Below are 24,308 nucleotides of genomic sequence, written 5' to 3'. Positions count from 1 at the left end.
CGGTCGGCGGGAACAGTCGCAGTCGATTACAGGTTGAATTGGGGCGGACTCAGGCGCCGCCGGCCAGCATCAGGGGATCAGTCTTTCCAGCGCGCGGCCGCCGCGTGATCGCTGTCGCGGCCTTCCACCCAACGGGGGCCGTCGGCGGTGTTCTCCTTTTTCCAGAACGGCGCCCGGGTCTTCAGATAATCCATGACAAAGGCGCAGGCTTCGAACGCCGCCTGGCGATGGGCACTGGCTGCGCCGACGAACACGATGGGCTCGCCCGGCTCCAGGGCGCCGATGCGGTGCAGCACCTCCAGTTGCAACAGCGGCCAGCGCTGCTCGGCTTCAGCCGCAATCTTGCCCAGGGCCTTTTCGGTCATGCCCGGATAGTGCTCCAGGAACATGCCGTGCACGTCCTGACCGTCATTGAAGTCGCGCACGTAGCCGACAAAGCTGACCACCGCGCCAACCCCGGTATCGGCGGCGTGCATGGCGTTGACTTCAGCCCCCGGATCGAAGGCCGCGGATTGCACACGGATCGCCATCTCAGCCTCCGGTCACTGTGGGAAAGAACGCCACTTCATCGCCGTCCGCCAAGGGTTCGTCCAGCTGGCACAGCTCTTCGTTGCGGGCACACATCAGGTTCTGTTCGGCGAGCACGGCGGCCCCGTCACGGGACAACAGCGCCTGGCGCACATCGTCGACACAGGCAAAGTCGCCCTCGACAAGCACGCCATCGAGCCCCAGGGCCTCACGGTAGCGGGCAAAGAACTTCACCGAGATCCTCATGCGTCAGCCACCCGGTAATCGCCGCTCTTGCCGCCGGATTTCTCCAGCACTCGCACGCCTTCGATGGTCATGCCGCGGTCCACGGCCTTGCACATGTCATAGATTGTCAGCGCGGCGACGCTGGCGGCGGTCAACGCCTCCATCTCCACCCCGGTCTGCCCCGACAGCTTGCAACGCGCCACGATGCGCACACTGTCCTCGCCTTCGGCACTGAGCTCGACCTTGACGCTGGTGAGCATCAACGGATGGCACAGGGGAATCAGCTCACTGGTTTTCTTCGCCGCCTGGATTCCGGCGATGCGCGCCACGGCAAACACGTCGCCCTTGGGGTGACCACCACTGACGATCATGTGCAGGGTTTGCGGGAGCATGCGCACCCGGGCTTCGGCCACTGCCTCGCGGAAGGTCACGGCCTTATCGGTGACGTCGACCATATTGGCGCGACCTTGGGAATCGAGATGAGTCAGCACGGTGTTACTCCTGATCAGGTGGGCCGATTGTAAACCTGCGGGTCAGTTTTTCGCACGGGGCATCTGCCCGGCGTTTGGCTGCGCCAACCGGCAATCAGCCTGGCGAATAACCCGCATCAAAACAACGAATTGGAGCCCGACTGCGGATAAACGTACAACAGCGCAAAAACCCGCAAAAGGAAGTCGCTTCATGGCCTTGTTCGTTTCGATCCTGCTCAGCCTGCTCGCCGGTTTCGCCGTGCCCCTCCAGGCCGGGACCAACGCCCGCCTGGGCACCCTGCTCGGGCATCCACTGTGGGCCACCGGCGTTTCCCTGCTGGTCAGCCTGCTGGTGCTGGGGGTCCTGCTGCTGTTCATTAAAGTGCCCAAGCCCAATCTCATGGCCGCGCTGCAAGGCCCCTGGTGGATCTGGATGGGCGGCCTGGCTGGAGTGCTCTACATCACCGTGGCCCTGTTGATGGCGCCACGCCTGGGGGCGCTGAACTTCATCATGGTGGTGATCATCGGCCAGTTGCTGATCTCGCTGATCATCGACTACTTCGGGCTGGTGGGCCTGCCACGCAAGGACATCAGCCTGCAGAAGCTGATCGGCGTGCTGGTGGTGATCGGCGGTTTCGTCATCACCATCCGCGGCTGAGGCGCCATTTCAGGCCTTGGCCACGCTGGCCAGCTTGACCTGTTCACGCAACCAGCGATGGGCCGGGTCATCGCTCAAGCGCGAGTGCCAGATCTGCACGAACTTGAAGGGCGCAATGTTCAAGGGCGGGGTCAGCCGCAGCAGCCCTTCCGGCAGCGGAATCTCGTCCAGGGTGCGGCTGGCCACGGTAAGAATCAGGTCGGTGCCGCGGATCATCCCCGGCGCGATGCCCCAGTGGGGCACGCTGACCGCGATCTGCCGTTGCAGTCCCTCCTCCCCCAGGCGGTGATCGACTTCACCATTGAAACAGCCGTCCATCGACACCTGCAGATGGGGACGCTGCAGATAGGCCGTCAGGTCCAGGCCGCCGTCGCCCTCAAGGGTGGCGCCGTCCACCAGACAGGAAAAAGTTTCCTCGAACAGCACTTCCTTGACGATCTCGTCCGAGGAGGTGGGAAACACGCCCAGGGCCAGGTCGATCTTGCCCTGGGTGATCTGCTCGAACATCTCGTGGCGGCTGCCCTGGGTCACCACCAGGCGCATCAAGGGCGCTTCGCCACGCAGACGCACCAGCAACCTGGGGAGCACGATCGCCGCACCGTAATCCGACATCGCCAGGTGAAAGATCCGCTGGGAGGTGGCCGGATCAAAGTCGAGGGACTTGCCGAACAGGGTTTCGATCTGACTGAGAATCTCCTTGAGGGGCGCCTGCAGGCTGCGGGCCAGGGGGCTGAGCAGCACGTCGTTGCCCTGGCGGATCAGCAACGGATCATCCAGTAGCACCCGCAGCTTGCCCAGGGAATGACTGATAGCCGGCTGGCTCAGGTGCAGGCGCTCGCCAGTGCGGGTCACGTGCTTTTCCGTCAGCAAGGCATCGAGTACCACCAACAGATTCAGATCGATATTGCGCAGGGAGACACGGGTCATCCGGTGTTTTCCAACTGGGAAGCGCTCTACGGCGGGGAGCCGCAGAATAACCCAGTGCCCCAGGCCGAATGCAAAACGGGCGACCCGAAGGCCGCCCGTGCTGGAAGGAATTGCAGTTACAGATGGCTTTCCGCGTACTCCGCCAGGATCGAGCGCGGCACCCCTTGCAGGGTGATGTGCACGCCGTTGGGGAAGTCCTTGAAGCGTTCGGTGAGGTAGGTCAGGCCCGAGCTGGTGGCCGACAGGTAAGGGGTATCGATCTGTGCCAGGTTGCCCAGGCACACCACTTTGGAACCGGCGCCGGCACGGGTGATGATGGTTTTCATCTGGTGCGGGGTAAGGTTCTGGCATTCGTCGATCAGGATCAGGCTCTGCTGGAAGCTGCGACCGCGGATGTAGTTCAGGGATTTGAACTGCAACGGCACCTTGCTGAGGATGTAGTCGACGCTGCCGTGGGTGTTCTCGTCATCCATGTGCAGGGCTTCGAGGTTATCGGTAATGGCGCCCAGCCAGGGTTCCATCTTCTCCGCCTCGGTGCCCGGCAGGAAGCCGATCTCCTGGTCCAGCCCCTGCACGCTGCGGGTGGCGATGATGCGCCGGTAGCGCTTGCTGACCATGGTCTGCTCGATGGCGGCAGCCAGGGCCAGGATGGTCTTGCCGGAGCCGGCGGCGCCGGACAGGTTGACCAGGTGGATGTCCGGGTCGAGCAGCGCGTACAGCGCCAGGCCCTGATAGATGTCTCGCGGTTTCAGGCCCCAGGCTTCCTGATGCAACAGGGGTTCCTGATGCAGATCGAGGATCAGCAGCACATCGGCGCGGATCTCCTTGATCCAGCCGACAAAGCCCTGTTCGTCGATGATGAATTCATTGATATGCACCGCCGGCAGGTTGTCGATCAACTGCACCTGGTGCCAGGTGCGGCCGTGATCCTGACGGGTTTCCACCTTGCTTACGCGGTCCCAGAACGAGCCGCTCATGTTGTGGAAACCATTGGGCAGCAGGGACACGTCGTCCACCAGCTGGTCGGTGCTGTAGTCCTCGGCGGCAATCCCGCAGGCCCGCGCCTTGAGGCGCATGTTGATGTCTTTGGTCACCAGCACCACGGGCAAGTCCTTGTTGCGCGCGTGCAGGTCGATCAACTGGTTGATGATGATGTTGTCGTTGAGGTTCTCCGGCAACAGGCTGTTGGGCTCGTTGCGCTTGCTCATCAGAATCGACAGCAAGCCCTTGGGCCCGCTCTTGCCGCGCTGAATCGGTACGCCCAGTTCAACATCCTCGGGGGAAGCCTCGCCCAGGGTCTTGTCGATCAGGCGGATCGCCTGGCGGCATTCGGCGGCAACGCTGTGATGCCCGCTCTTGAGCTTGTCCAGCTCTTCAAGGACGGTCATGGGGATGGCGACGTGGTGTTCTTCGAAATTCAGTAAGGCGTTGGGATCGTGAATCAATACATTGGTATCGAGTACATAAAGGATTGGCTGGTTGGAGGAAGCGCTACGTCCGTGGTCATCCATACTCGGTCACCTTATGTGGGAGCCAGTCGACGCAATACCATGGGGTATCGCGCCTCGAATGACCACCGAATTCACCCGCAGGGGTTCAGGTGAGCTGCACACACGAGGAGTCTTGGGAGACGCCACCTGTGTCGCAGGTTTCGGCGGTCTGAGTTCGTAATACTCCAAAAACCGTGACAGGAAAACGCACTTTGACGCTTTTTTGATGTTTATTTTTCAGGGTGACGAAAAGCCCTTGGCGCACCGCCCGCTCACCGTTAAAGTCGGAAGTCCGCCTGCCTCGAAATCCCGCCGAAATCCGCCCCCTTTTCCGCTCACGCCCCGTGTTTACGGGCACTTGGCCGTTTCAACGGAACGCGTCCTGACAATCCTCCCAACCGATGCCACTTTGCGCGGTCTGCGCCAGCAGCCAGGGCAAGCTGCTCTTGACCCCGTCCTGTTTGGCATTGAAAGCAATCACCCCACGCCGCCATAGCAACATCAAGGTCAGCACCCGCTGGCCACTGTCCTCGGCCTTGAGCTTGCCGGCACCGTCCTGGGCGTCGATGTCCCACAATGCCACCTGCATGCCCTGGGCATTGAAGAAGCCCTCGGCATCGGCACGACGCTGGCCAAAGGGCGGGCGGAACAAGGGCACATAGTTTTCCGGCAGTTTGCTCTTCACCAGATCGGCGCTGCGCTGGATCGAATACTGCCAGTCCTGCCAGTGGCTGTGGGAGCGGAACTCCCAGCCTTGCACGCCAACGCACTGCCTGGAGTACAGCGATTGCAGGCTGGCCACCGAGGCCTTGTCGAGGCGGTTCTGGATATCGTTGCCCAGGACAAAGAACGTACCGCTGAGATTGGCCTTGCGCAGGTAGTTGGTGAGCCAGGGCGTGTTGTCCGGCGCCAGGTTGGCGGCGCTGTCGAAGGTCAGCAGAAACAGCCGGTCGTTGAGTTCGTCGCCATTGCGCTCGTAGTCGCCGTAGCGCAGCACCTCGCTGCTGGTCTGGGGGGCCAGCGCCGCCTTGCGCAGCAATTCGTCCAGGTACTGCTCATGGAAGGTCCGGCTCGGCTCGCCCCAACGGGCGTAGTAGGAATCCTCCGCCAGGTGGAACTTGCCGGCCTGCTTGCGCAGTTGCTGCATGTTTTCCACCAGGTAGCAGAACGAAGCGTCCTGGTCGCAGCTCTGCTGGGCGAAGTTGTAGTTGTCCAGCAGGCGTTTCCAGAGATGCTCGCGTAGTTCGTTGATCGCCTCCATGTTGATCATGCGCAAGCCCAGGCGCTGCTTCAGGGACGCCTCGTCCCAGGCCTCGCTGACCAGCAAGGCGCGGGCAAAGGTCAGGATCTCGGCCCGCGAGGCGACGTCGAACAGGGTCGGATTGTCGAGCTTTTCCGGCCAGGTGCTGCGATCCAGGGTCGCCACATCATTGGGCGCCGCCAGCACACTGAGACTCAGAAGCCAGGCCGAGAAGAAAAACGCGATACGCAAAAGAGACGCCTCCAGAACAAAACCCGCGCGGCACTATAGCCGATATGCCGCGCAGCGAAGGCATCCGCCACGCGTCAGCTATCGCCTTGATAGGTGGAGTCCGAACGCCCGAGCCAATAGAATCCCCCGACGCTAAAAGGAGACGACTCATGCTGATGGTGATTTCACCCGCCAAGACCCTCGATTACGAGACGCCGCCGGTCACCCCGCGCTTTACCCAGCCGCAATACCTCGACCATTCCCAGGAACTGATCCAGCAACTGCGGGAACTGAGCCCGGCGCAGATCAGCGAACTGATGCACGTGTCCGACAAGATCGGCGGCCTGAATGCCGCGCGCTTCGGCAGCTGGACCCCAGCCTTCACTCCCGAAAACGCCAAGCAGGCGCTGCTGGCCTTCAAGGGCGACGTCTACACCGGGCTCAACGCCGAATCCTTGAGCGAAGCGGACTTCGACTACGCCCAGCAGCACCTGCGCATGCTCTCCGGCCTGTACGGCCTGCTGCGCCCCCTGGACCTGATGCAGCCCTATCGCCTGGAAATGGGCACCAAGCTGGCCAACGCCCGTGGCAAGGACCTGTACGCCTTCTGGGGCACGCGCATCAGTGAATGGCTGAACGAGGCCCTGGCCGATCAGGGCGACGATCTGCTACTGAACCTGGCCTCCAACGAGTACTTCTCGGCAGTCAAGCGCACGGCCCTGAACGCGCGGATCATCAACACCGAGTTCAAGGACCTGAAGAACGGCCAGTACAAGATCATCAGCTTCTATGCCAAGAAGGCCCGGGGCCTGATGAGCCGCTTCGTCATCCAGGAACGCATCAACGATCCCGCACAACTCAAGCAATTCGACGTCCAGGGCTATCGCTTCAGCGCGGAGCAATCCAAAGCCGACAACCTGGTATTCCTGCGCGACCACGCACCGGAGTAAAACGTTCCCCTGCCGCGCTCGTTGCCACCCGGCGAGCGCGCCAGAATGTGATCACTCGCACATTCCCCGTCTCCTTTTAGCCATTTTTTTGGCGCCATAAAATCTTCATCTATTTCTATAACTTTTCTTTCACTCGACAACAGTGATTTTTTTCAGTAGTGGCACCACTTTTTTTATTAGGTAGTGGCACAAAAGTATCCCCGCGCTTCAACTCCCCACAACTAAAGGCCCAAACCTTAAGTGCTATCAGTTTGAAAGCAGTGCCATCTTTCTCAATATTTCAAGAAATTTCGCAAAACAGGATGAGCGGGCCGGAACTATGCCTGCGGACACCGCTCATACCACCGGTAACGATTCTCAACGAGCTTGTAGGAGATGACTTACACGGACTCAAGTGAGACTAATCAAGTTACGTCCACCTTTGACCAATGAGTCACAAACTTGAACTAAAGGGTAAACAACAGGAGATAAGGCACCACAACTATCCCCTAACGAGCCAAGGAACAGCTGGCCTTCAAGGACCGCGAAAAACAACTGAAAAGCCCGTATTACGTGGCATTCAGCCATTCGAAGGATACCGGATGGTTTTTCTCGCGAACCCTGCAGCAGGAGCCGCCGGCAACATTCAAGGGCAAATCAGAACAACAAGGATCGGTTGCGCACAACTTGAGTGCATATATTTAGACACTCGGAACTTAGTCTGCCTGCACGCGGCCATACAACGTACTTCGTTGTACTTCCGAGTGCGCAATAACAGCTGGCAAACATTAACTCCGGCCATCTAATGGCGTGAATAACACAGAGGTAAATGCGATGCGCATCAGCATATTTGGTTTGGGTTACGTCGGTGCAGTCTGTGCCGGTTGCCTGTCCGCACGGGGCCATGAAGTGGTTGGCGTAGATATCTCCAAAGACAAGATCGACCTGATCAACGCCGGTAAATCGCCGATCGTTGAACCGGGTCTGGGTGAACTTCTGGCGCAAGGGATTCAGACCGCTCGTCTACGCGGCACCACCAACTTCGCCGAAGCCATCCGCGATACCGACCTGTCGATGATCTGCGTCGGTACCCCGAGCAAGAAGAACGGCGACCTGGAACTGGACTACATCGAATCGGTATGCCGCGAGATCGGTTTCGTCCTGCGTGACAAGGCCACCCGCCACACCATCGTGGTGCGCAGCACGGTGCTGCCGGGCACGGTGAAAAACGTGGTGATCCCGATTCTCGAAGACTGCTCGGGCAAGAAGGCCGGGGTGGATTTCGGCGTGGCGGTGAACCCGGAGTTCCTGCGTGAAAGCACCGCGATCAAGGACTACGACTTCCCGCCCATGACCGTGATCGGCCAGTTCGACCAAGCCTCCGGTGACGTGCTGCAAGCGCTGTACGAAGAGCTCGACGCGCCGATCATCCGCAAGGACATCGAAGTCGCCGAGATGATCAAGTACACCTGCAACGTCTGGCACGCCACCAAGGTCACCTTCGCCAACGAGATCGGCAACATCGCCAAAGCGGTGGGTGTGGACGGTCGTGAAGTGATGGACGTGGTCTGCCAGGACAAGACCCTCAACCTGTCCCAGTACTACATGCGCCCCGGCTTCGCCTTCGGCGGTTCGTGCCTGCCCAAGGACGTGCGCGCCCTGACCTACCGCGCCAGCTCCCTGGACATCGAAGCGCCGCTGCTCAACTCGCTGATGCGCAGCAACGAATCCCAGGTACAGAACGCCTTCGACATCGTGTCCAGCCACGACAAGCGCAAGGTCGCCCTGCTGGGCCTGAGCTTCAAGGCCGGCACCGACGACCTGCGCGAGAGCCCGCTGGTGGAACTGGCGGAAATGCTCATCGGCAAGGGTTTCGACCTGAGCATCTACGACAGCAACGTCGAGTACGCCCGAGTCCACGGCGCCAACAAGGACTACATCGAGTCGAAGATCCCCCACGTCTCGTCCCTGCTCAACTCGGACTTCGACGCGGTGATCGGCAAGTCCGACCTGATCATCCTCGGCAACCGCGACGAGAAGTTCCGCGCCCTGGCCGAAGACGTGCCCCACGGCAAGCAGGTCATCGACCTGGTGGGCTTCATGTCCAAAGCCTCCAGCGTCCAGGGCCGAACCGAAGGGATCTGCTGGTAAAGGCATGCGCCTGTAGCCGCTGCTGCAGGCTGCGATCGTCCCCGAAGGGGCGTGCTCCCGAGGGCATCTCGAGGCCCTGCGGACCTATCGCAGCCTACGGCAGCGGCTACAGGGTACCGCTTAGAATTTTAGGACGCAGATTATGCACAGGCTAAAGCACGGCCTGCTTCAGGCCGCCGGTTGGCTGTTTTACTTGAGTTTGCTGATGGGCATGGCCTTGCTGCTGCCCGCATCGACCTTCGACTCGCAGTCCAAGGACTTCATTTTCCTGATTGGCGCCGTGGGCATCTGGCGCTACTCCATGGGTGCCACGCACTTCGTGCGCGGCATGCTGTTTCTCTACGTGGTCTACCCGCACCTGCGGCGCAAGGTGCGCAAGCTGGGCAGCGCGGCCGACCCGTCCCACGTGTTCCTGATGGTCACCAGCTTTCGCATCGATGCGCTGACCACCGCCCAGGTCTACGGCTCGGTGATCCGCGAAGCCATCGACTGCGGCTTCCCCACCACCGTGGTCTGCTCGATCGTGGAAATGTCCGACGAGCTGCTAGTGAAAAGCCTGTGGGCACGGATGAACCCGCCGGAGCGGGTCAAGCTGGACTTCGTGCGCATCCCCGGCACCGGCAAGCGCGACGGCCTGGCCTTCGGCTTTCGCGCCATCTCCCGCCACCTGCCGGACAACCGCGCCGTGGTGGCGGTGATCGACGGCGACACCGTGCTCGGCGAAGGCGTGGTGCGCAAGACCGTGCCCTGGTTCCAGTTGTTCGGCAACGTCGGTGGCCTGACCACCAACGAATTCTGCGAAGTGCGCGGCGGCTACATCATGAGCGAATGGCACAAGCTGCGCTTCGCCCAGCGCCACATCAACATGTGCTCCATGGCCCTGTCCAAGCGCGTGCTGACCATGACCGGGCGCATGTCGGTGTTCCGCGCCACCGTGGTCACCGACCCGGACTTCATCGCCGACGTGGAAAGCGACTCCCTGCAGCACTGGCGCCTGGGTCGCTTCAAGTTCCTCACCGGCGACGACAAGTCCAGTTGGTTCAGCCTGATGCGCCTGGGCTACGACACCTTCTACGTGCCTGACGCGGCGATCAACACCGTGGAACACCCGCCGGAAAAGAGCTTCATCAAGGCCAGCCGCAAGCTGATGTTCCGCTGGTACGGCAACAACCTGCGGCAGAACGCCCGGGCCTTGGGTCTGGGAGTCAAGCGCTTGGGACTGTTCACCAGCGTGGTGCTGTTCGACCAGCGCGTGTCGATGTGGACCTCGCTGCTGGGCCTGACCGTGGCGATCATCGCCAGCGTCAAGTACGGCACCGCCTTCATCCTCGCCTACCTGCTGTGGATCGGTATCACCCGCCTGATCCTGACCCTGTTGCTGTCCTGCTCGGGACACCGCATCGGCCCGGCCTACCCCTTGATCCTCTATTACAACCAGATCGTCGGCGCCCTGGTGAAGATCTACGTGTTCTTCCGCCTCGACCAGCAATCCTGGACCCGCCAGGACACCAAGCTGACCCGCGACCTGGCCAGTTTTCAACGTTGGTTCAACACCTGGTCGTCTCGGACCATGACCTTCTCGGCCGGCAGCGTGTTCGTCGCTGTCCTGCTGCTGATGGTCTGAACCGCCTTGCCTGAATTAACTAGGAAATCGACCCTATGAACACCGCCGTGAACGTCAATGTAGTGCATGAATCCGAAGCCCAACGCCAGCACGCCCGGGTCAAGATCCCGGCCAAGCTGCGCTTCTTCGGCAACGAAGCCAAGCCCCTGGAAGTGCGGGTCCACGACCTCTCCGCCGGCGGCCTGAGCTTCAACGCCGGGCAGCAGATGCTGACCGTGGGTGCCGTGCACAAGGGCCGCCTGCAATTTGTCATCGACAACCTCGGCCTGGCCATGGATGTGGAGCTGCAAATCCGCTCCTTCGATCGCCAGAACGGGCGCGTCGGTTGCCAGTTCCAGAACCTCGAGCCCCAGGACATTTCCACCCTGCGCCACCTGATCACCTCGCACCTGGCCGGCGACATCGTCAGCATGGGCGACGTGCTCGCCACCCTCCAGCGCGACAACTTCACCAAGGCGCGCAAGGTCAAGGACAGCGGCAGCGGCATGACCGCCATGGGCCGCCTGCGGGCCGTGACCTTCAGCGCCGGGATCTTCGTGGTGGGCCTGGCGGCGTTCGGCTTCATCCTCAAGTCGGTGTACGGCATGTACTTCGTCAGCCACGCCCAGGCCGGCCTGGTCAGCGTCCCGGGGATGAACGTCACCATGCCGCGCGACGGCACTGTGCAAAGCCTGGTGCAGAGCGACGGCATCGCCGCCAAGGGCGCGCCACTGGCCACCTTCAGCACCAGCATGCTCGACGTGCTCAAAGGCCACCTGGCTGAAGACCAACTGCAACCGGCCAAGGTCGAGGAACTGTTCGGCAAGCAAATGACCGGCACCCTGACCTCCCCTTGCGACTGCACCGTGGCCCAGCAAATGGTCGCCGACGGCCAGTACGCCAGCAAAGGCGACGTGATCTTCCAACTGGTGCCCCGCAACAGCCAGGCCAACGTCGAGGCGCGCTTCTCCTACCGCCAGTTCGGCGACGTGCGCCCGGGTACCCGGGTCAACTTCCAGATCGCCGGCGAGGATGAAGTACGCACCGGCACCATCGTCAGCAGCGCCAGCCTCAACAGCAGCGACCTGTCCTCTGACATCCGCGTGCAGATCAAGCCCGACGCGCCGCTGAGCAGCGCCTTCGTCGGCCGCCCGGTGGAAGTCAGCAGCGACCGCGGCCCCTCGATGAACTGGCTGATCGACAAAGCCATGGCTGCGGGTCTGTAACCATGACAGCCCCTAACCAGCTCTCGGTGTTGCCCTTGGTCGCCGCCCTGGCCCTGGCCGGTTGCGCCGGCCTGCCGGACCAGCGCCTGGCCAACGAAGCCCTGAAGCGCGGCGACACCGCGCTAGCCGAACAGAACTACCGGCAACTGGCGGACCTGGGCTACAGCGAGGCCCAGGTAGGCCTGGCCGACATCCAGGTGGACAGCCGCGACCCGGCGCAGATCAAGCAGGCCGAGGCCACCTATCGCGCCGCAGCCGATGTGTCGCCCCGGGCCCAGGCGCGCCTCGGCCGCCTGTTGGTGGCCAAGCCCGGTTCCACCGAGGCCGAGCAGCACGAAGCCGAAGGCCTGTTGAAAAAAGCCTTTGCCAACGGTGAAGGCAACACCCTGATTCCCCTGGCGATGCTGTACCTGCAATACCCCCACAGCTTCCCCAACGTCGACGCCCAGCAGCAGATCAGCCAATGGCGCAGCGCCGGTTACCCGGAAGCCGGCCTGGCCCAGGTGCTGCTGTACCGCACCCAAGGCAGCTACGACCAGCACCTGGCCGAGGTGGAAAGCATCTGCAAGGCCGCGCTCAACAGCACCGACATCTGCTACGTGGAACTGGCGACCGTTTATCAAAAACGCGGCCAGCCGGAGCAACAGGCCGAGCTGCTCAAGCAGCTGCAGGCCGGCTACAGCCGTGGCACGGTCAGCGCCCAGCGAGTCGACAGCGTGGCCCGCGTGCTGGGCGATGCAAGCCTGGGCAAGCCGGATGAAAAAACCGCCCAGGCCCTGCTGGAGCAGGTCGCTCCGGGTTACCCGGCGTCCTGGGTCAGCCTGGCCCAACTGCTCTACGACTTCCCCGAGCTGGGGGACGTCGACAAGATGATGCAGTACCTGGACAACGGCCGCGCCGCCGACCAGCCACGCGCCGAACTGCTGCTGGGCAAGCTCTACTACGAAGGCAAGTGGGTGCCGGCCGACGCCAAGGTCGCCGAAGCACACTTCCAGAAAGCCGTGGGCCGCGAAGTCGCCGCCGACTACTACCTCGGCCAGATCTACCGCCGTGGCTACCTGGGCCAGGTCTACCCACAAAAGGCCCTGGACCACCTGCTGACCGCCGCGCGCAACGGCCAGAACAGCGCCGACTTCGCCATTGCCCAGTTGTTCTCCCAGGGCAAGGGCACCAAGCCCAACCCAGTCAACGCCTACGTCTTCAGCCAACTGGCGAAGGTCCAGGACACACCGCAGGCCAACGAACTGGCGCAACAACTGGAAAGCCAATTGCCGCCTGCACAGCGCGCCGAAGCCCAACGCCTGCTGCAACAAGAGCAGGCCGTGCGTGGGGCCTTGAGCCAGAACGCGCTGCAACTGCACGCCCTGCAAGAAGAAGACGGCGAGGAAACCCTATGACGCTCCCCCCACTCAATACACCTCCTGTAGCCGCTGCCGCAGGCTGCGATCGAGTGCAAAGCGCTCGCCACACCCGCCCCCGCGAATCGCGGCCGCTGCGCGACCGGGCGCAGCCTGCGACAGCGGCTACAGGCAAGCGCTTCAGCCTGTCGAAACTGGGCATAGCCCTGGGTTTTGCCATGCTCTGGTCCAACCCGACCCTGGCGGCAATGACCGATACCCAGAACTTCGGCCTGGAAGTGAAGATCACCGGCCAATCCGAAGATGATCGCGACCTGGGCACCCTCAGCGGCGGCGACGTCAACGGCCTGGGCCTGGACCTGCGGCCGTGGGTCTACGGTGAACGCGGTGCCTGGAGCGCCTACGCCATGGGCCAGGCGGTGACCTCCACCGACATCATCGAAACCGATACCCTGCAGCAGTCGGACGCCGACGGCAGCCAGCAGTCGAGCAACGACGACCGCAAGACCCAGAAAAACTACCTGGCCCTGCGCGAGTTCTGGATCGGCTACAGCGGCTTCACGCCCTACCCCGGCGAGCAGTTGAAACTGGGCCGCCAACGCCTGCGCAACGACGACGGCCAGTGGCGCGACACCAACATCGAAGCCTTGAACTGGACCTTCGACACCACCTTGCTGCGGGCCAACGTGGGCGCCGCCGAGCGCTTCAGCGAGTACCGCACCGACCTCAAGGAACTGGCGCCCAAGGACAAGGACCGCCTGCACGTCTACGGCGACGCGGCCTACCAGTGGACCCCAGGCAACTGGGTGGGGATTCGCGGTCATCACACTCACGATGACGGCAAGCTCGACTATCCGGTGCCCGGCGAAGCCGCCGATGCCCTGGACAAGAAAGAGAACGGCGACCTCACCTGGCTCGGCCTCACCGCCGACAGCGACGCCTACAACTGGCGCAACACCAACACCGTCAACTACTGGGCCAGCCTGACCGGCATGCGCGGCGAGCGCGACACGGTCAACGCACTGGACGCCAATGGCAACCGCCCGGCCCAGGCCAAGCGCGGCGACAACCTCGACGGCTGGGCCACCGACCTGGGCGTACGCCTGCGCCTGGACCCCAACTGGCAAGTCGGCGCCGCCTATGCCCGCGCCAGCGGCGACTACGAGCAGAACGGCCTGGAAAGCAACCGCTCCAACTACACCGGCACCCGCTCCCGCGTGCACCGTTTCGGCGAAGCCTATCGCGGCGAAATGAACAACATGCAGACCGCCACTCTGTTCGGCTCCTGGATGCTCAACGATGAATACGACGCCAGCCTGATCTACCACAAGTTCTGGCGCGTGGACGGCAACAAGCCGGTGGGCAGCAACGGCATCAACGCCGTGGACAACGACTATGACGGCAACGGCAACCTGCTCTCCAGCACCGCGCTGCCCCTGCAAGACGGCAAGAAAGACTTGGGACAGGAAATGGACCTGGTGGTCACCAAGTACTTCAAGCAAGGCCTGTTGCCGGCGGCCCTGAGCCAGTCCATCGATGAGCCGTCGGCCCTGGTGCGTTTTCGTGGCGGCGTGTTCAAGCCCGGCGATGCCTATGGCAAAGACGTCGACTCGTACATGCACCGCGCCTTTATCGACGTGATCTGGCGCTTCTGATGCGAACCGCGAAGGGAGTGCCCGAAATGAACTGCTACCCCATGAACAGCCCCGCTGCGAAAGGCGCCATCAGCCTGTTGGCTGGCGCTCTGTTGCTGGCCAGCAGCTCGGCTTTCGCCACTGTCGAGCCGGCCAAGGCGCCGATCGTCGCCAAGGAGCTGCAACAGGCCAAGACCTACACCGTCAGCAGCGCGCCCACTGAGCCGTTGAACCTGGCCACACCGACCCTGCCCGACCTCTCCGGCTACACCGCCGAGGCCGTTGCGGCGAAGATCGTGCGCAGCCAGCCGGGCAAGATCAGCGTGCGCCGGATGATGCAGGAAGACGCCCTGAAAGACTTTATCGGCGGTGACAACAAGATGGCCGAATGGGTGGTGCGCCAGCACGGCATTCCCCAGGCGATCTTTATCGACGACGGTTACATCAACCTCAAGGACCTGGCCAAGAAACTGCCCAAGCAGTACATCAGCGAAACCGCGCCGGGTGTATTCCTCGCGCGCCTGCCGATCGTGGTCGGGCGCAAGGGCATCCTGGAAATCGACAAACAGACCCAGGAGCTGCGCCTGTCCCAGGAAGGCGGTTCGTTCCTGGTCAACGATGGCCAGTTGTTTGTGCGCGACACCAAGGTCACCGGCTGGCGCGAGAAAGACAACGGCCCGGCGACCTTCCGCTCGCCCAAGGAATTCCGCCCGTTCCTGCTGGCCTGGGGCGGCACCGAGACTTACATCGTCAACAGCCAGATGGCCAGCTTCGGCTACGCCAACTCCAAGTCCTACGGCGTGAGTATTTCCCAGTACACGCCGAACATGGCCAAGGTGCTCAAGCGCGATGAACCCACCGGCTGGATCATCGGCTCGGATTTCTCGGACATGTGGTACGGCTTCTACTGCTACGAAACCCGCGACTTCGTGGTCAAGGGCAACACCTACAAGGACAACATCGTCTACGGCATCGACCCCCACGACCGCTCCCACGGCCTGATCATCGCCGACAACACCGTCCACGGGACCAAGAAGAAGCACGGCATCATCATTTCCCGGGAAGTGAACGACAGCTTCATCTTCAACAACCGTAGCTACGACAACAAACTCTCGGGCCTGGTGATCGACCGTAACAGCGTCAACAACCTGATCGCCTACAACGAGATCTACCGCAACCACACCGACGGCATCACCCTCTACGAGAGCGCCGACAACCTGCTGTGGGGCAACAAGGTGATCAGCAACAAACGCCACGGCATCCGCATTCGCAACAGCGTGAACATCCGCCTGTACGAAAACATCGCCATGGCCAACGGCCTGACCGGCGTCTACGGCCACATCAAGGACCTTTCCGACACCGACCGCGACATCAAGCTCGACCCGTTCGACGCTCAGGTTTCGCTGATCGTGGTCGGCGGCGAGCTGGCGGCCAATGGCAGCGGCCCGCTGTCCATCGACTCGCCGTTGAGCGTGGAGCTGTATCGCGTGTCCATGCTCGCGCCCACCAAAAGCAGCGGCATCAGCTTCTCGGGGATCCTTGGCGAACGCCAGGATGAAATCCTCGACCTGATGGTGCGCCAGCAAAAAGCCGTGCTGATCGACCCTGTCGAACGCCAGACCGAAATGCGCGATTGAGGATGACTGTCATGCCCCCACACCTGATCAAACTGTTGAGCCTGTCGGCGCTGACCGCCGGCATTCTCGCCGCCAGCGCCGGCGCCCGTGCCGATGAGCCCCAGACGCCGAACTTCACCGCCGAGCCGTGCTGCAACCTGTGCCCGGCCGCCCATGATGCGAAGAACTACACCACCCGCTACCAGCAGAACTTCACCACCCTGGTGCAAGCCCAGGGCGACTGGCTGTTCCGTACCCAGGAAGACCTGCGCACCGAATTTGACACCACGCCGCAAGGCTATCGCCGCCTCAAGCAACTGCACCAAGCCTTCAAGAGCAAGGGTGTGGAACTGGTGCTGGTCTACCAGCCGACTCGCGGCCTGGTGAACCGCAACAAGCTCAACCCGGCAGAGAAAGCCCGCTTCGACTACGACAAGGCCCTGAACAACTACCAGGCCATGCTCGGGCGCTTTGCGCAGATGGGCTACGTGGTGCCGGACCTGTCGCCGCTGACCAACGAACAACTGCCCGACACCCTGCCGGCCCACGATTTCTACTTCCGTGGCGACCAGCACTGGACCCCTTACGGCGCCCAACGCACCGCCAAGATCGTCGCCGACAAGGTCAAGCAACTGCCGGCCTTCGCCGACATTCCACGGCGTGAATTCGAGACCCACAAGTCCGGGCGCATGGGCAAGACCGGCACCCTGCACAACATGGCCGGGCAACTGTGCGGCACCAGCTACGCCATCCAGTACATGGACCAGTTCACCACCGAGCCCAAGGGCGAGGCCGGCGACGGCGACCTGTTCGGTGATTCCGGCAACCCGCAGATCACTCTCGTAGGCACCAGCCACAGCGGCAAGAACTACAACTTCGCCGGCTTTCTGGAAGAGGCCATCGGCGCCGACATCCTCAACGTCGCCTTCCCCGGCGGTGGCCTGGAAGGCTCGATGCTGCAGTACCTGGGCAGCGACGAATTCCAGAAGAGCCCGCCGAAGATCCTGATCTGGGAATTCTCGCCGCTGTACCGCCTGGACCAGGAAACCATCTACCGGCAGATGATGGCCCTGCTGGACAACGGCTGCGAGGGCAAGGACGCGCAGATGAGCGCCAGCACCACCCTCAAGCCGGGCAAGAACGAACTGCTGGTCAACAGCCAGAACCAGGACCTGCGCAACAGCGGCCATCAGGTCGACATCCGCTTCGCCGACCCTTCGGTGAAAACCCTGCAAGCCACCCTCTGGTACATGAACGGGCGCCACGAGGACATCAAGATCGACAAACCGGAAACGTCCGACACCGACGGGCGCTTCGCCTTCGAACTGCGCACTGACGAAGACTGGGCCTCGCAGAACCTGCTGGCAGTCGAAATCCAGGGCCCGGAAGCGGGCACTGCCGGGCAGAAGGTCGAAGCGAAAATTTGCAAACGCAACGTATTCCCGAGCGCCGAGCAACGCACCGCGCAGATCGGGCAATGAGGTTACCTATGCAAAGCACACACCTGAAACGCCTGTTGATACCCAGCCTGCTGGGGCTGGCCATGGTCACCGGCAGCGCCCAGGCCGCCGCGCCGCTGCGTCCGCCCCAGGGCTATTACGCCCCGGTGGACAAGTTCAAGAGCGGTGACGACAGCGAAGGCTGCGACGCCATGCCGGCGCCCTACACCGGCGCCCTGCAGTTTCGCAGCAAGTACGAAGGCTCGGACAAGGCCCGGGCGACCCTGAACACCCAGTCCGAACAGGCCTTTCGCGACACCACCGCGGACATCACCAAGATCGAGCGCGGCACCAGCAAGCGGGTCATGCAGTTCATGCGCGACGGCCGCCCGCAACAGCTGGACTGCACCCTCGCCTGGCTCAGCGCCTGGGCCCAGGCCGACGCGCTGATGTCCAAGGACTTCAACCACACCGGCAAGTCCATGCGCAAATGGGCCCTGGGCAGCATGGCCTCGGCCTACCTGCGGCTGAAGTTCTCCGACTCCCACCCGCTGGCCAGCCACCAGGAACAGGCGCAGAAGATCGAGGCCTGGTTCAGCAAGATGGCCGATCAGGTAGTCAGCGACTGGGACAACCTGCCCCTGGACAAGACCAACAACCACTCCTACTGGGCCGCCTGGTCGGTGATGGCCACCGCCGTGGCCACCAACCGCCGCGACCTGTTCGACTGGGCCGTGAAGGAATACAAGGTCGGCGCCCACCAGGTCGACGCCGACGGCTTCTTGCCCAACGAACTCAAGCGCCAGCAACGAGCCCTGGCGTACCACAACTACGCCCTGCCGCCCTTGGCGATGATCGCTAGCTTCGCCCAGGTCAACGGCGTCGACCTGCGCCAGGAGAACAACAGCGCGCTCAAGCGCTTGGGTGACCGAGTGCTGGCTGGGGTGAAAGACCCGGAGCTTTTCGAGCAGAAGAATGGCAAGGAACAGGACATGACCGACCTCAAGGTCGACTCGAAATTCGCCTGGCTGGAACCCTACTGCAGCCTCTACACCTGCGCTCCGGAGACATTGGAGCGCAAGCACAAGATGCAACCGTTCAAGACTTTCCGCCTGGGTGGCGACCTGACCAAGGTCTACGACCCGGCCCATGAAAAGGGCAACACAGGCCCGTAACACCTACACCTGTAGCCGCTGCCGAGGCACGAGGCTGCGACGCGGTCCGCAGGACCGCCCCCAGGGGCCGCTTCGCAGCCCATCGCAGCCTCGTACCTCGGCAGCGGCTACAGAGAGCGTCATGAATGCAACACACCCCCGCGGTTTTTCACGGGGGGGTTTGGGGGGGCTCCGGCCTCTGACTATTGGTTAAACATGGAGAGATCGGGATGGTTTTCTCGTCCAATGTGTTCCTGTTCCTGTTCCTGCCGATCTTTCTCGGCTTGTACTACTTGAGCGGGCAACGCTATCGCAACCTGCTGCTGCTGATCGCCAGCTATGTGTTCTATGCCTGGTGGCGGGTGGACTTCCTGGCGCTGTTCGCCGGGGTCACCCTGTGGAACTACTGGATCGGCCTGAAAGTCGGCGCCGCCGGTGTACGTACCAAGCCGGCCCAACGCTGGCTGCTGCTCGGCGTCGGCGTCGACCTGTGCATCCTCGGCTACTTCAAGTACGCCAACTTCGGCGTGGACAGCATCAACGCGATCATGACCTCCTACGGTCTGGAACCGTTCATCCTGACCCACATCCTGTTGCCGATCGGCATCTCGTTCTACATCTTCGAGTCCATCAGCTACATCATCGACGTCTACCGCGGCGACACCCCGGCCACCCGCAACCTCATCGACTTTGCGGCGTTCGTGGCGATCTTCCCGCACCTGATCGCCGGCCCGGTCCTGCGCTTTCGCGACCTGGCGGACCAGTTCAACAACCGCACCCACACCCTGGACAAGTTCTCCGAAGGCTGCACCCGCTTCATGCAGGGTTTCATCAAGAAGGTGTTCATCGCCGACACCCTGGCAGTGGTCGCCGACCATTGCTTCGCCCTGCAAAACCCCACCACGGGCGATGCCTGGCTCGGCGCCCTGGCCTACACCGCGCAGCTGTATTTCGACTTCTCCGGCTACAGCGACATGGCCATCGGCCTGGGCTTGATGATGGGTTTTCGCTTCATGGAAAACTTCAAGCAGCCCTACATCAGCCAATCGATCACCGAGTTCTGGCGGCGCTGGCACATCAGCCTGTCCACCTGGCTGCGCGACTACCTGTACATCACCCTGGGCGGCAACCGCAAAGGCACGCTGATGACTTACCGCAACCTGTTCCTGACCATGCTGCTCGGTGGCCTGTGGCACGGTGCGAACATCACCTACATCGTCTGGGGCGCCTGGCACGGCATGTGGCTGGCCATCGAAAAGGCCCTGGGCATCAACACCACCCCACGCAGCCTGAACCCGATCCGCTGGGCCCTGACCTTCCTGCTGGTGGTGATGGGATGGGTGATCTTCCGTGCCGAGAACCTGCACGTGGCCGGGCGCATGTACGGTGCCATGTTCAGCTTTGGCGACTGGTCGCTGTCGGAACTCAACCGCGCCAGCCTCACCGGCCTGCAAGTGGCGACCCTGATCCTGGCCTACGCCACCCTGGCGTTCTTCGGCCTGCGTGACCTGTACCGCAACCCGGCACCGGTCAAGGCCAAGCCCGACGTCGCTACCCCCGCCGACGGCCCGGCCACCGCCCAGCCCGGTCTGATCAAGGCAGTGCCCGGGGACACCCCCGGCAGCGTTCACCAGCCAGGCTACATCGTCGGCACCGAGGCCCAAGTGCAACCGGCCTACTGGAGCGCCGACTGGTCGCGCTACGTGATGCGCGCCCTGGTGCTGCTGCTGTTCATCGCCTCGATTCTCAAACTCTCGGCGCAAAGCTTCTCGCCGTTCCTTTACTTCCAGTTCTGAGGGATCTGCCCATGACCCGCTCATTACGTGTGTTCTACATCGCCCTGTTCCTGGTGACCCTGGCGGTCCTCGGGCTGTGGTCGGTGCGCAGCTTCTTCGGCTTCAGTACCAACAACGACGCCACCGTGCTCAACGGGCGCTGGGCCAAAGCCGTGGAAACCCACTACGACGACCAGTTCCCGATCAAGCGCCTGGGCACCAACCTCTGGGCCGCCCTGGACTTCAAGCTGTTCAACGAAGGCCGCCCCGGGGTGGTGCTGGGCCGCGACCAGTGGCTGTACAGCGATGAAGAGTTCAACCCGGTGGTCAACGAGGAGCTCAACCTGCAAGGCAACTACGCCCTGGTGGAAGGCGTGCGCCAGACCTTGAAGGCGCACGGGGTGAAGCTGGTCATGGCCATCGTTCCGGCCAAGGCCCGGCTGTACCCGGAACACCTGGACGAGGTGCGCCCGGCGCGAATCCACGCCAACCTCTACCAGGACTTCCATGCCCGGGTCGCGGCCGACAAGATCCTTGCCCCCGACCTGCTGGGCCCCCTGCAACAGGCCAAGCAACAGGGCCAGCAAGTGTTCCTGCGCACCGACACCCACTGGACCCCGGCCGGCGCCGAAGTCGTCGCTCGCCAGTTGGCCCAGGCCATCGCCGCCAAGACCCCGCTAAGCGGTCAGCCACAACGCTTCGTCACCGAGACTCAAGAGACCGTGAAGCACCAGGGCGACCTGCGGCGCTTCCTGCCCCTGGACCCGCTGTTCGAAAACCTGATGCCGGCCGAAGAGCCGCTGCAAAAGCGCGTGACCCGCGCCAGCGAGGAACAGCCGGCCGCCGACGACGCGCTGTTCGCCGACCACGAAGTACCAGTGACCCTGGTGGGCACCAGCTACAGCGCCAACCCCAACTGGAACTTTGTCGGCGCCCTGAAACAGGCCCTGCACAGCGACGTGCTGAGCTACGCCGAAGACGGCCACGGCCCGATCCTGCCGATGCTCAGCTACCTGAAAAGCGACGACTTCAAGAACAACCCGCCCCAGGTGCTGATCTGGGAATTCCCTGAACGTTATCTGCCTGTGAACAACGAAATCGGCGACGCCGACACGCAGTGGGTCGCAGAGCTCAAGCAAGCCGGTGCTCGCCAACAAAACCTAGCCAGCAACACTCCGAAATCCGAGACGCCCGACCGGGCGCAAAACTGAAAAAGAGGTAACACTCATGACTTTCACTACTACTCCTCGCCGTCTCGCTGCCAAATCCCTGAAAGCTGCCGTATTGGCCGCGAGCCTGGGCCTGCTATCAGCCCCGGTATTCGCCGGTGGCGACGCCGCCCTGTACGGTCCCACCGCGCCCAAGGGCTCGACCTTCGTGCGCCTCTACAACGCCAGCAACAGCGAAGTCAGCGCCACGGTGGGCAGCACCAACGTCAATGACGTCGCGCCCCTGGCCAGCAGCGACTTCAGCTTCATGCCCGGCGGTGACTACACCGCCAAGGTGGGCAGCCAGAGCGTGCCGGTGAAACTGGCCGCCGATCACTATTACACCCTGGTCAACAACGCCAGCGGCCAGCCGCAACTGATCGAAGAACCGCCGTTCAAGAACAAGCAGAAATCCCTGGTGCGGGTGCAGAACCTCAGCGACCAGGCCCTGACCCTGAAGACCGCCGACGGCAAGACCGACGTGGTCAAGGCCGTGGCTGCCAAAGGCCGCGGCGAGCGCGAAATCAACCCGGTGAAGGTCAGCTTCGCCCTGTACGACGGTGAGAAAAAAGTCAGCGACCTCAAGCCCGTGGCCCTGGAGCGCGGCGAAGCGGCGGTGCTCTACGTCACCGGCAACGGCAGCAACCTGTCGCCGGTGTGGGTGAAACGCCCCGTCTCCACCCGCTAAGACCTGTAGCCGCTGCCGAGGCCCGAGGCTGCGACGCGGTCCGCAGGACCGCCCTCAGGGGCCGCTTCGCAGCCCCTCGCAGCCTCATACCTCGGCAGTGGCGCACCGAGACAAAAACAAGAGTGAAACGACAAACCCTCGTAGCTCTAACCCAAACAGATTCAAGGAGAAACACCATGATCCCAGTAATCCTTTCCGGTGGTAGCGGCTCACGTCTTTGGCCGCTTTCGCGCAAACAATTCCCCAAGCAGTTCCTCGCCCTGACCGGCGAACACACCCTGTTCCAGCAAACCCTGGAGCGCCTGGTGTTCGAAGGCATGGACACCCCCATCGTGGTCTGCAACAAGGACCACCGCTTCATCGTCAACGAGCAGTTGGCCAACCGTAAGCTCGAATCCCAACGCATCCTCATGGAACCCTTCGGCCGCAACACCGCCCCGGCCGTGGCCCTGACCGCGATGATGCTGGTCAACGAAGGCCGCGACGAGCTGATGCTGGTGCTGCCCGCCGACCACGTCCTGGACGACCAGAAAGCCCTGCAACGGGCCCTGGCCCTGGCCACCGTGGCCGCCGAACGTGGCGAAATGGTGCTGTTCGGCGTCCCGGCGACCAAACCGGAAACCGGCTACGGCTACATCAAGTCCGCCAACGACGCCCTGCTGCCGGAAGGCATCAGCCGGGTCGCGCAGTTCGTCGAGAAGCCCGACGAAAAACGCGCCACCGAATTCGTCCAGGCCGGCGGCTACTTCTGGAACAGCGGCATGTTCCTGTTCCGTGCCAGCCGCTTCCTCGAAGAGCTGAAGAAACACGACCCGGACATCTACGACACCTGCCTCTTGACCCTGGAACGCAGCCAGCAGGACGCGGACACCGTGACCATCGACGAAGCCACCTTCGCCTGCTGCCCGGACAACTCCATCGACTACGCGGTGATGGAAAAGACCCAGCGCGCCTGCGTGGTGCCCCTGAGCGCCGGTTGGAGCGATGTCGGCTGCTGGTCGTCGCTGTGGGACGTGCATGAAAAAGACGCCAACGGCAACGTCAGCAAAGGCGATGTGGTGATTCAGGACAGCCACAACTGCATGATCCACGGCAACGGCAAACTGGTGTCGGTGATTGGCCTGGACAACATCGTGGTGGTGGAAACCAAGGACGCCATGATGATTGCCCACAAGGACAAGGTCCAAGGGGTGAAACAGATGGTCAACACCCTCAACGAACAGGGCCGCAGCGAAACCCAGAACCACTGCGAAGTCTATCGCCCGTGGGGCTCCTACGACTCGGTGGACATGGGCGGGCGCTTCCAGGTCAAGCACATCTCGGTCAAGCCGGGGGCCTGCCTGTCGCTACAGATGCACCACCACCGCGCCGAGCACTGGATCGTGGTCAGCGGCACCGCCGAAGTCACCTGTGACGAGAACGTGTTCCTGCTCACCGAGAACCAGTCCACCTACATCCCGATTGCCTCGGTGCACCGCCTGCGCAACCCGGGCAAGATCCCGCTGGAGATCATCGAAGTGCAATCGGGCAGCTACCTGGGCGAAGACGATATCGAGCGCTTTGAAGATATCTACGGCCGCTCCACCCCGGTGGAACGTGGCGTCTCGGTGAAAACCATCGCCCAGTAACAGCGGCGAGTTTCAAGCGGCAAGCTGCAACTAAAAGCAGGGAGTCGTGCTAGCAAGACCTTTGTGCTCCCCCTTTCCAGGTGCCTGCGTCCCCTATCCGCAGGCGCCTGGACAGGGGGATTTTTGTAGC

General features: G+C 62.6%; 20 protein-coding genes. 14 read left to right on the top strand and 6 right to left on the bottom strand.

Going from position 1 to position 24,308, the window contains the following annotated elements:
• Positions 1–77: 77 nt before the first annotated feature.
• From moaE to moaC, 3 genes are read right to left on the bottom strand one after another with little or no spacing between them, the layout of a single operon-like run.
• Positions 78–530 (bottom strand): molybdopterin synthase catalytic subunit MoaE, encoded by a 453-nt coding sequence (gene moaE / locus PFZ56_RS11050; RefSeq protein WP_102878463.1) that lies wholly within the window; start codon positions 528–530, stop codon positions 78–80.
• A gap of 1 nt (position 531) precedes the next feature.
• Positions 532–774, bottom strand: a complete 243-nt coding sequence (locus PFZ56_RS11045) for a MoaD/ThiS family protein (RefSeq protein ID WP_103740995.1) — start codon at positions 772–774, stop codon at positions 532–534.
• Entirely contained in the window at positions 771–1,244 is a 474-nt protein-coding gene (gene moaC, locus PFZ56_RS11040; protein WP_123393672.1) for a cyclic pyranopterin monophosphate synthase MoaC, read from the bottom strand. Before moaC ends, PFZ56_RS11045 begins: the two co-directional genes overlap by 4 nt.
• A 190-nt stretch (positions 1,245–1,434) precedes the next feature.
• Between moaC and PFZ56_RS11035 the strand changes: the two genes are divergently transcribed.
• Complete coding sequence (locus tag PFZ56_RS11035; protein ID WP_102878460.1) at positions 1,435–1,881, top strand: DMT family transporter; 447 nt, start codon at positions 1,435–1,437, stop codon at positions 1,879–1,881.
• A gap of 9 nt (positions 1,882–1,890) precedes the next feature.
• On the opposite strand, the gene PFZ56_RS11030 is transcribed toward PFZ56_RS11035, so the two are convergent.
• From PFZ56_RS11030 to PFZ56_RS11020, 3 genes are all read right to left on the bottom strand, one after another.
• Positions 1,891–2,808 carry a LysR family transcriptional regulator gene (locus PFZ56_RS11030; protein WP_102878459.1) on the bottom strand — a complete coding sequence of 306 codons (918 nt, stop codon included), beginning with the start codon at positions 2,806–2,808 and terminating at the stop codon, positions 1,891–1,893.
• 116 nt (positions 2,809–2,924) lie between these two features.
• The gene (locus tag PFZ56_RS11025) at positions 2,925–4,319 is read right to left on the bottom strand and encodes a PhoH family protein (protein ID WP_016968495.1); all 1,395 of its coding nucleotides are present in this window, start codon (positions 4,317–4,319) and stop codon (positions 2,925–2,927) included.
• A 346-nt stretch (positions 4,320–4,665) separates the two neighbouring features.
• A complete protein-coding gene (locus PFZ56_RS11020) occupies positions 4,666–5,790 on the bottom strand; it encodes a polysaccharide deacetylase family protein (protein ID WP_102878458.1) in 1,125 nt (374 codons plus the stop codon).
• Between the two features lie 149 nt (positions 5,791–5,939).
• Here PFZ56_RS11020 and yaaA point away from each other — a divergent pair, with 149 nt between their 5' ends.
• From yaaA to PFZ56_RS10955, 13 genes are all read left to right on the top strand, one after another.
• Positions 5,940–6,719 carry a peroxide stress protein YaaA gene (gene yaaA, locus PFZ56_RS11015; RefSeq protein ID WP_102878457.1) on the top strand — a complete coding sequence of 260 codons (780 nt, stop codon included), beginning with the start codon at positions 5,940–5,942 and terminating at the stop codon, positions 6,717–6,719.
• 813 nt (positions 6,720–7,532) lie between these two features.
• Positions 7,533–8,849 (top strand): nucleotide sugar dehydrogenase, encoded by a 1,317-nt coding sequence (locus PFZ56_RS11010; RefSeq protein WP_102878456.1) that lies wholly within the window; start codon positions 7,533–7,535, stop codon positions 8,847–8,849.
• A 142-nt stretch (positions 8,850–8,991) separates the two neighbouring features.
• Positions 8,992–10,473: a mannuronan synthase gene (gene alg8 / locus PFZ56_RS11005; RefSeq protein ID WP_102878455.1), complete on the top strand. Its 1,482-nt coding sequence runs from the start codon at positions 8,992–8,994 to the stop codon at positions 10,471–10,473.
• A gap of 35 nt (positions 10,474–10,508) precedes the next feature.
• Positions 10,509–11,678 (top strand): alginate biosynthesis protein Alg44, encoded by a 1,170-nt coding sequence (locus tag PFZ56_RS11000; RefSeq protein ID WP_170001114.1) that lies wholly within the window; start codon positions 10,509–10,511, stop codon positions 11,676–11,678.
• Positions 11,679–11,680: 2 nt separating this feature from the next.
• The gene (gene algK / locus PFZ56_RS10995) at positions 11,681–13,075 is read left to right on the top strand and encodes an alginate biosynthesis TPR repeat lipoprotein AlgK (RefSeq protein ID WP_110596425.1); all 1,395 of its coding nucleotides are present in this window, start codon (positions 11,681–11,683) and stop codon (positions 13,073–13,075) included.
• Positions 13,076–13,254: 179 nt separating this feature from the next.
• Positions 13,255–14,691: an alginate export family protein gene (locus PFZ56_RS10990; RefSeq protein WP_170001238.1), complete on the top strand. Its 1,437-nt coding sequence runs from the start codon at positions 13,255–13,257 to the stop codon at positions 14,689–14,691.
• Positions 14,692–14,732: 41 nt separating this feature from the next.
• Positions 14,733–16,307, top strand: coding sequence for a mannuronan 5-epimerase AlgG (gene algG, locus PFZ56_RS10985; RefSeq protein ID WP_372342436.1), 1,575 nt, complete (start codon positions 14,733–14,735; stop codon positions 16,305–16,307).
• Positions 16,308–16,318: 11 nt separating this feature from the next.
• Positions 16,319–17,767 carry an alginate O-acetyltransferase gene (locus PFZ56_RS10980; protein ID WP_170001115.1) on the top strand — a complete coding sequence of 483 codons (1,449 nt, stop codon included), beginning with the start codon at positions 16,319–16,321 and terminating at the stop codon, positions 17,765–17,767.
• A gap of 8 nt (positions 17,768–17,775) precedes the next feature.
• Positions 17,776–18,900, top strand: coding sequence for a mannuronate-specific alginate lyase (locus PFZ56_RS10975; protein WP_110652298.1), 1,125 nt, complete (start codon positions 17,776–17,778; stop codon positions 18,898–18,900).
• Positions 18,901–19,109: 209 nt separating this feature from the next.
• On the top strand, positions 19,110–20,675 hold the full coding sequence (locus PFZ56_RS10970; protein WP_110596421.1) for an MBOAT family protein: 1,566 nt from the start codon (positions 19,110–19,112) through the stop codon (positions 20,673–20,675).
• An 11-nt stretch (positions 20,676–20,686) separates the two neighbouring features.
• Entirely contained in the window at positions 20,687–21,865 is a 1,179-nt protein-coding gene (locus PFZ56_RS10965) for an alginate O-acetyltransferase (protein ID WP_170001116.1), read from the top strand.
• A 16-nt stretch (positions 21,866–21,881) separates the two neighbouring features.
• Positions 21,882–22,550: an alginate O-acetyltransferase AlgF gene (locus tag PFZ56_RS10960; protein WP_170001117.1), complete on the top strand. Its 669-nt coding sequence runs from the start codon at positions 21,882–21,884 to the stop codon at positions 22,548–22,550.
• A gap of 176 nt (positions 22,551–22,726) precedes the next feature.
• A complete protein-coding gene (locus PFZ56_RS10955) occupies positions 22,727–24,178 on the top strand; it encodes a mannose-1-phosphate guanylyltransferase/mannose-6-phosphate isomerase (protein WP_110596419.1) in 1,452 nt (483 codons plus the stop codon).
• The last annotated feature ends 130 nt before the right edge of the window (positions 24,179–24,308 follow it).

It is taken from the genome of Pseudomonas danubii (assembly GCF_042980055.1).
GTDB classification, from domain to species: Bacteria; Pseudomonadota; Gammaproteobacteria; order Pseudomonadales; family Pseudomonadaceae; genus Aquipseudomonas; species Aquipseudomonas danubii.
This window is presented reverse-complemented; position numbering and strand designations above follow the sequence as displayed.

What these genes read in the sequence shown, in the direction of transcription:
- PFZ56_RS11010 (WP_102878456.1), top strand. Translation starts at nt 7,533, where the DNA reads ATGCGCATCAGCATATTTGGTTTGGGTTACGTCGGTGCAGTCTGTGCC.
- PFZ56_RS10990 (WP_170001238.1), top strand. Translation starts at nt 13,255, where the DNA reads ATGCTCTGGTCCAACCCGACCCTGGCGGCAATGACCGATACCCAGAAC.
- yaaA (WP_102878457.1), top strand. Translation starts at nt 5,940, where the DNA reads ATGCTGATGGTGATTTCACCCGCCAAGACCCTCGATTACGAGACGCCG.
- algG (WP_372342436.1), top strand. Translation starts at nt 14,733, where the DNA reads ATGAACAGCCCCGCTGCGAAAGGCGCCATCAGCCTGTTGGCTGGCGCT.
- PFZ56_RS11045 (WP_103740995.1), bottom strand. Translation starts at nt 774, where the DNA reads ATGAGGATCTCGGTGAAGTTCTTTGCCCGCTACCGTGAGGCCCTGGGG.
- algK (WP_110596425.1), top strand. Translation starts at nt 11,681, where the DNA reads ATGACAGCCCCTAACCAGCTCTCGGTGTTGCCCTTGGTCGCCGCCCTG.
- PFZ56_RS10965 (WP_170001116.1), top strand. Translation starts at nt 20,687, where the DNA reads ATGACCCGCTCATTACGTGTGTTCTACATCGCCCTGTTCCTGGTGACC.
- PFZ56_RS10960 (WP_170001117.1), top strand. Translation starts at nt 21,882, where the DNA reads ATGACTTTCACTACTACTCCTCGCCGTCTCGCTGCCAAATCCCTGAAA.
- PFZ56_RS11000 (WP_170001114.1), top strand. Translation starts at nt 10,509, where the DNA reads ATGAACACCGCCGTGAACGTCAATGTAGTGCATGAATCCGAAGCCCAA.
- PFZ56_RS10970 (WP_110596421.1), top strand. Translation starts at nt 19,110, where the DNA reads ATGGTTTTCTCGTCCAATGTGTTCCTGTTCCTGTTCCTGCCGATCTTT.
- PFZ56_RS10955 (WP_110596419.1), top strand. Translation starts at nt 22,727, where the DNA reads ATGATCCCAGTAATCCTTTCCGGTGGTAGCGGCTCACGTCTTTGGCCG.
- PFZ56_RS11030 (WP_102878459.1), bottom strand. Translation starts at nt 2,808, where the DNA reads ATGACCCGTGTCTCCCTGCGCAATATCGATCTGAATCTGTTGGTGGTA.
- moaE (WP_102878463.1), bottom strand. Translation starts at nt 530, where the DNA reads ATGGCGATCCGTGTGCAATCCGCGGCCTTCGATCCGGGGGCTGAAGTC.
- PFZ56_RS11035 (WP_102878460.1), top strand. Translation starts at nt 1,435, where the DNA reads ATGGCCTTGTTCGTTTCGATCCTGCTCAGCCTGCTCGCCGGTTTCGCC.
- PFZ56_RS10975 (WP_110652298.1), top strand. Translation starts at nt 17,776, where the DNA reads ATGCAAAGCACACACCTGAAACGCCTGTTGATACCCAGCCTGCTGGGG.
- PFZ56_RS10980 (WP_170001115.1), top strand. Translation starts at nt 16,319, where the DNA reads ATGCCCCCACACCTGATCAAACTGTTGAGCCTGTCGGCGCTGACCGCC.
- PFZ56_RS11025 (WP_016968495.1), bottom strand. Translation starts at nt 4,319, where the DNA reads ATGGATGACCACGGACGTAGCGCTTCCTCCAACCAGCCAATCCTTTAT.
- alg8 (WP_102878455.1), top strand. Translation starts at nt 8,992, where the DNA reads ATGCACAGGCTAAAGCACGGCCTGCTTCAGGCCGCCGGTTGGCTGTTT.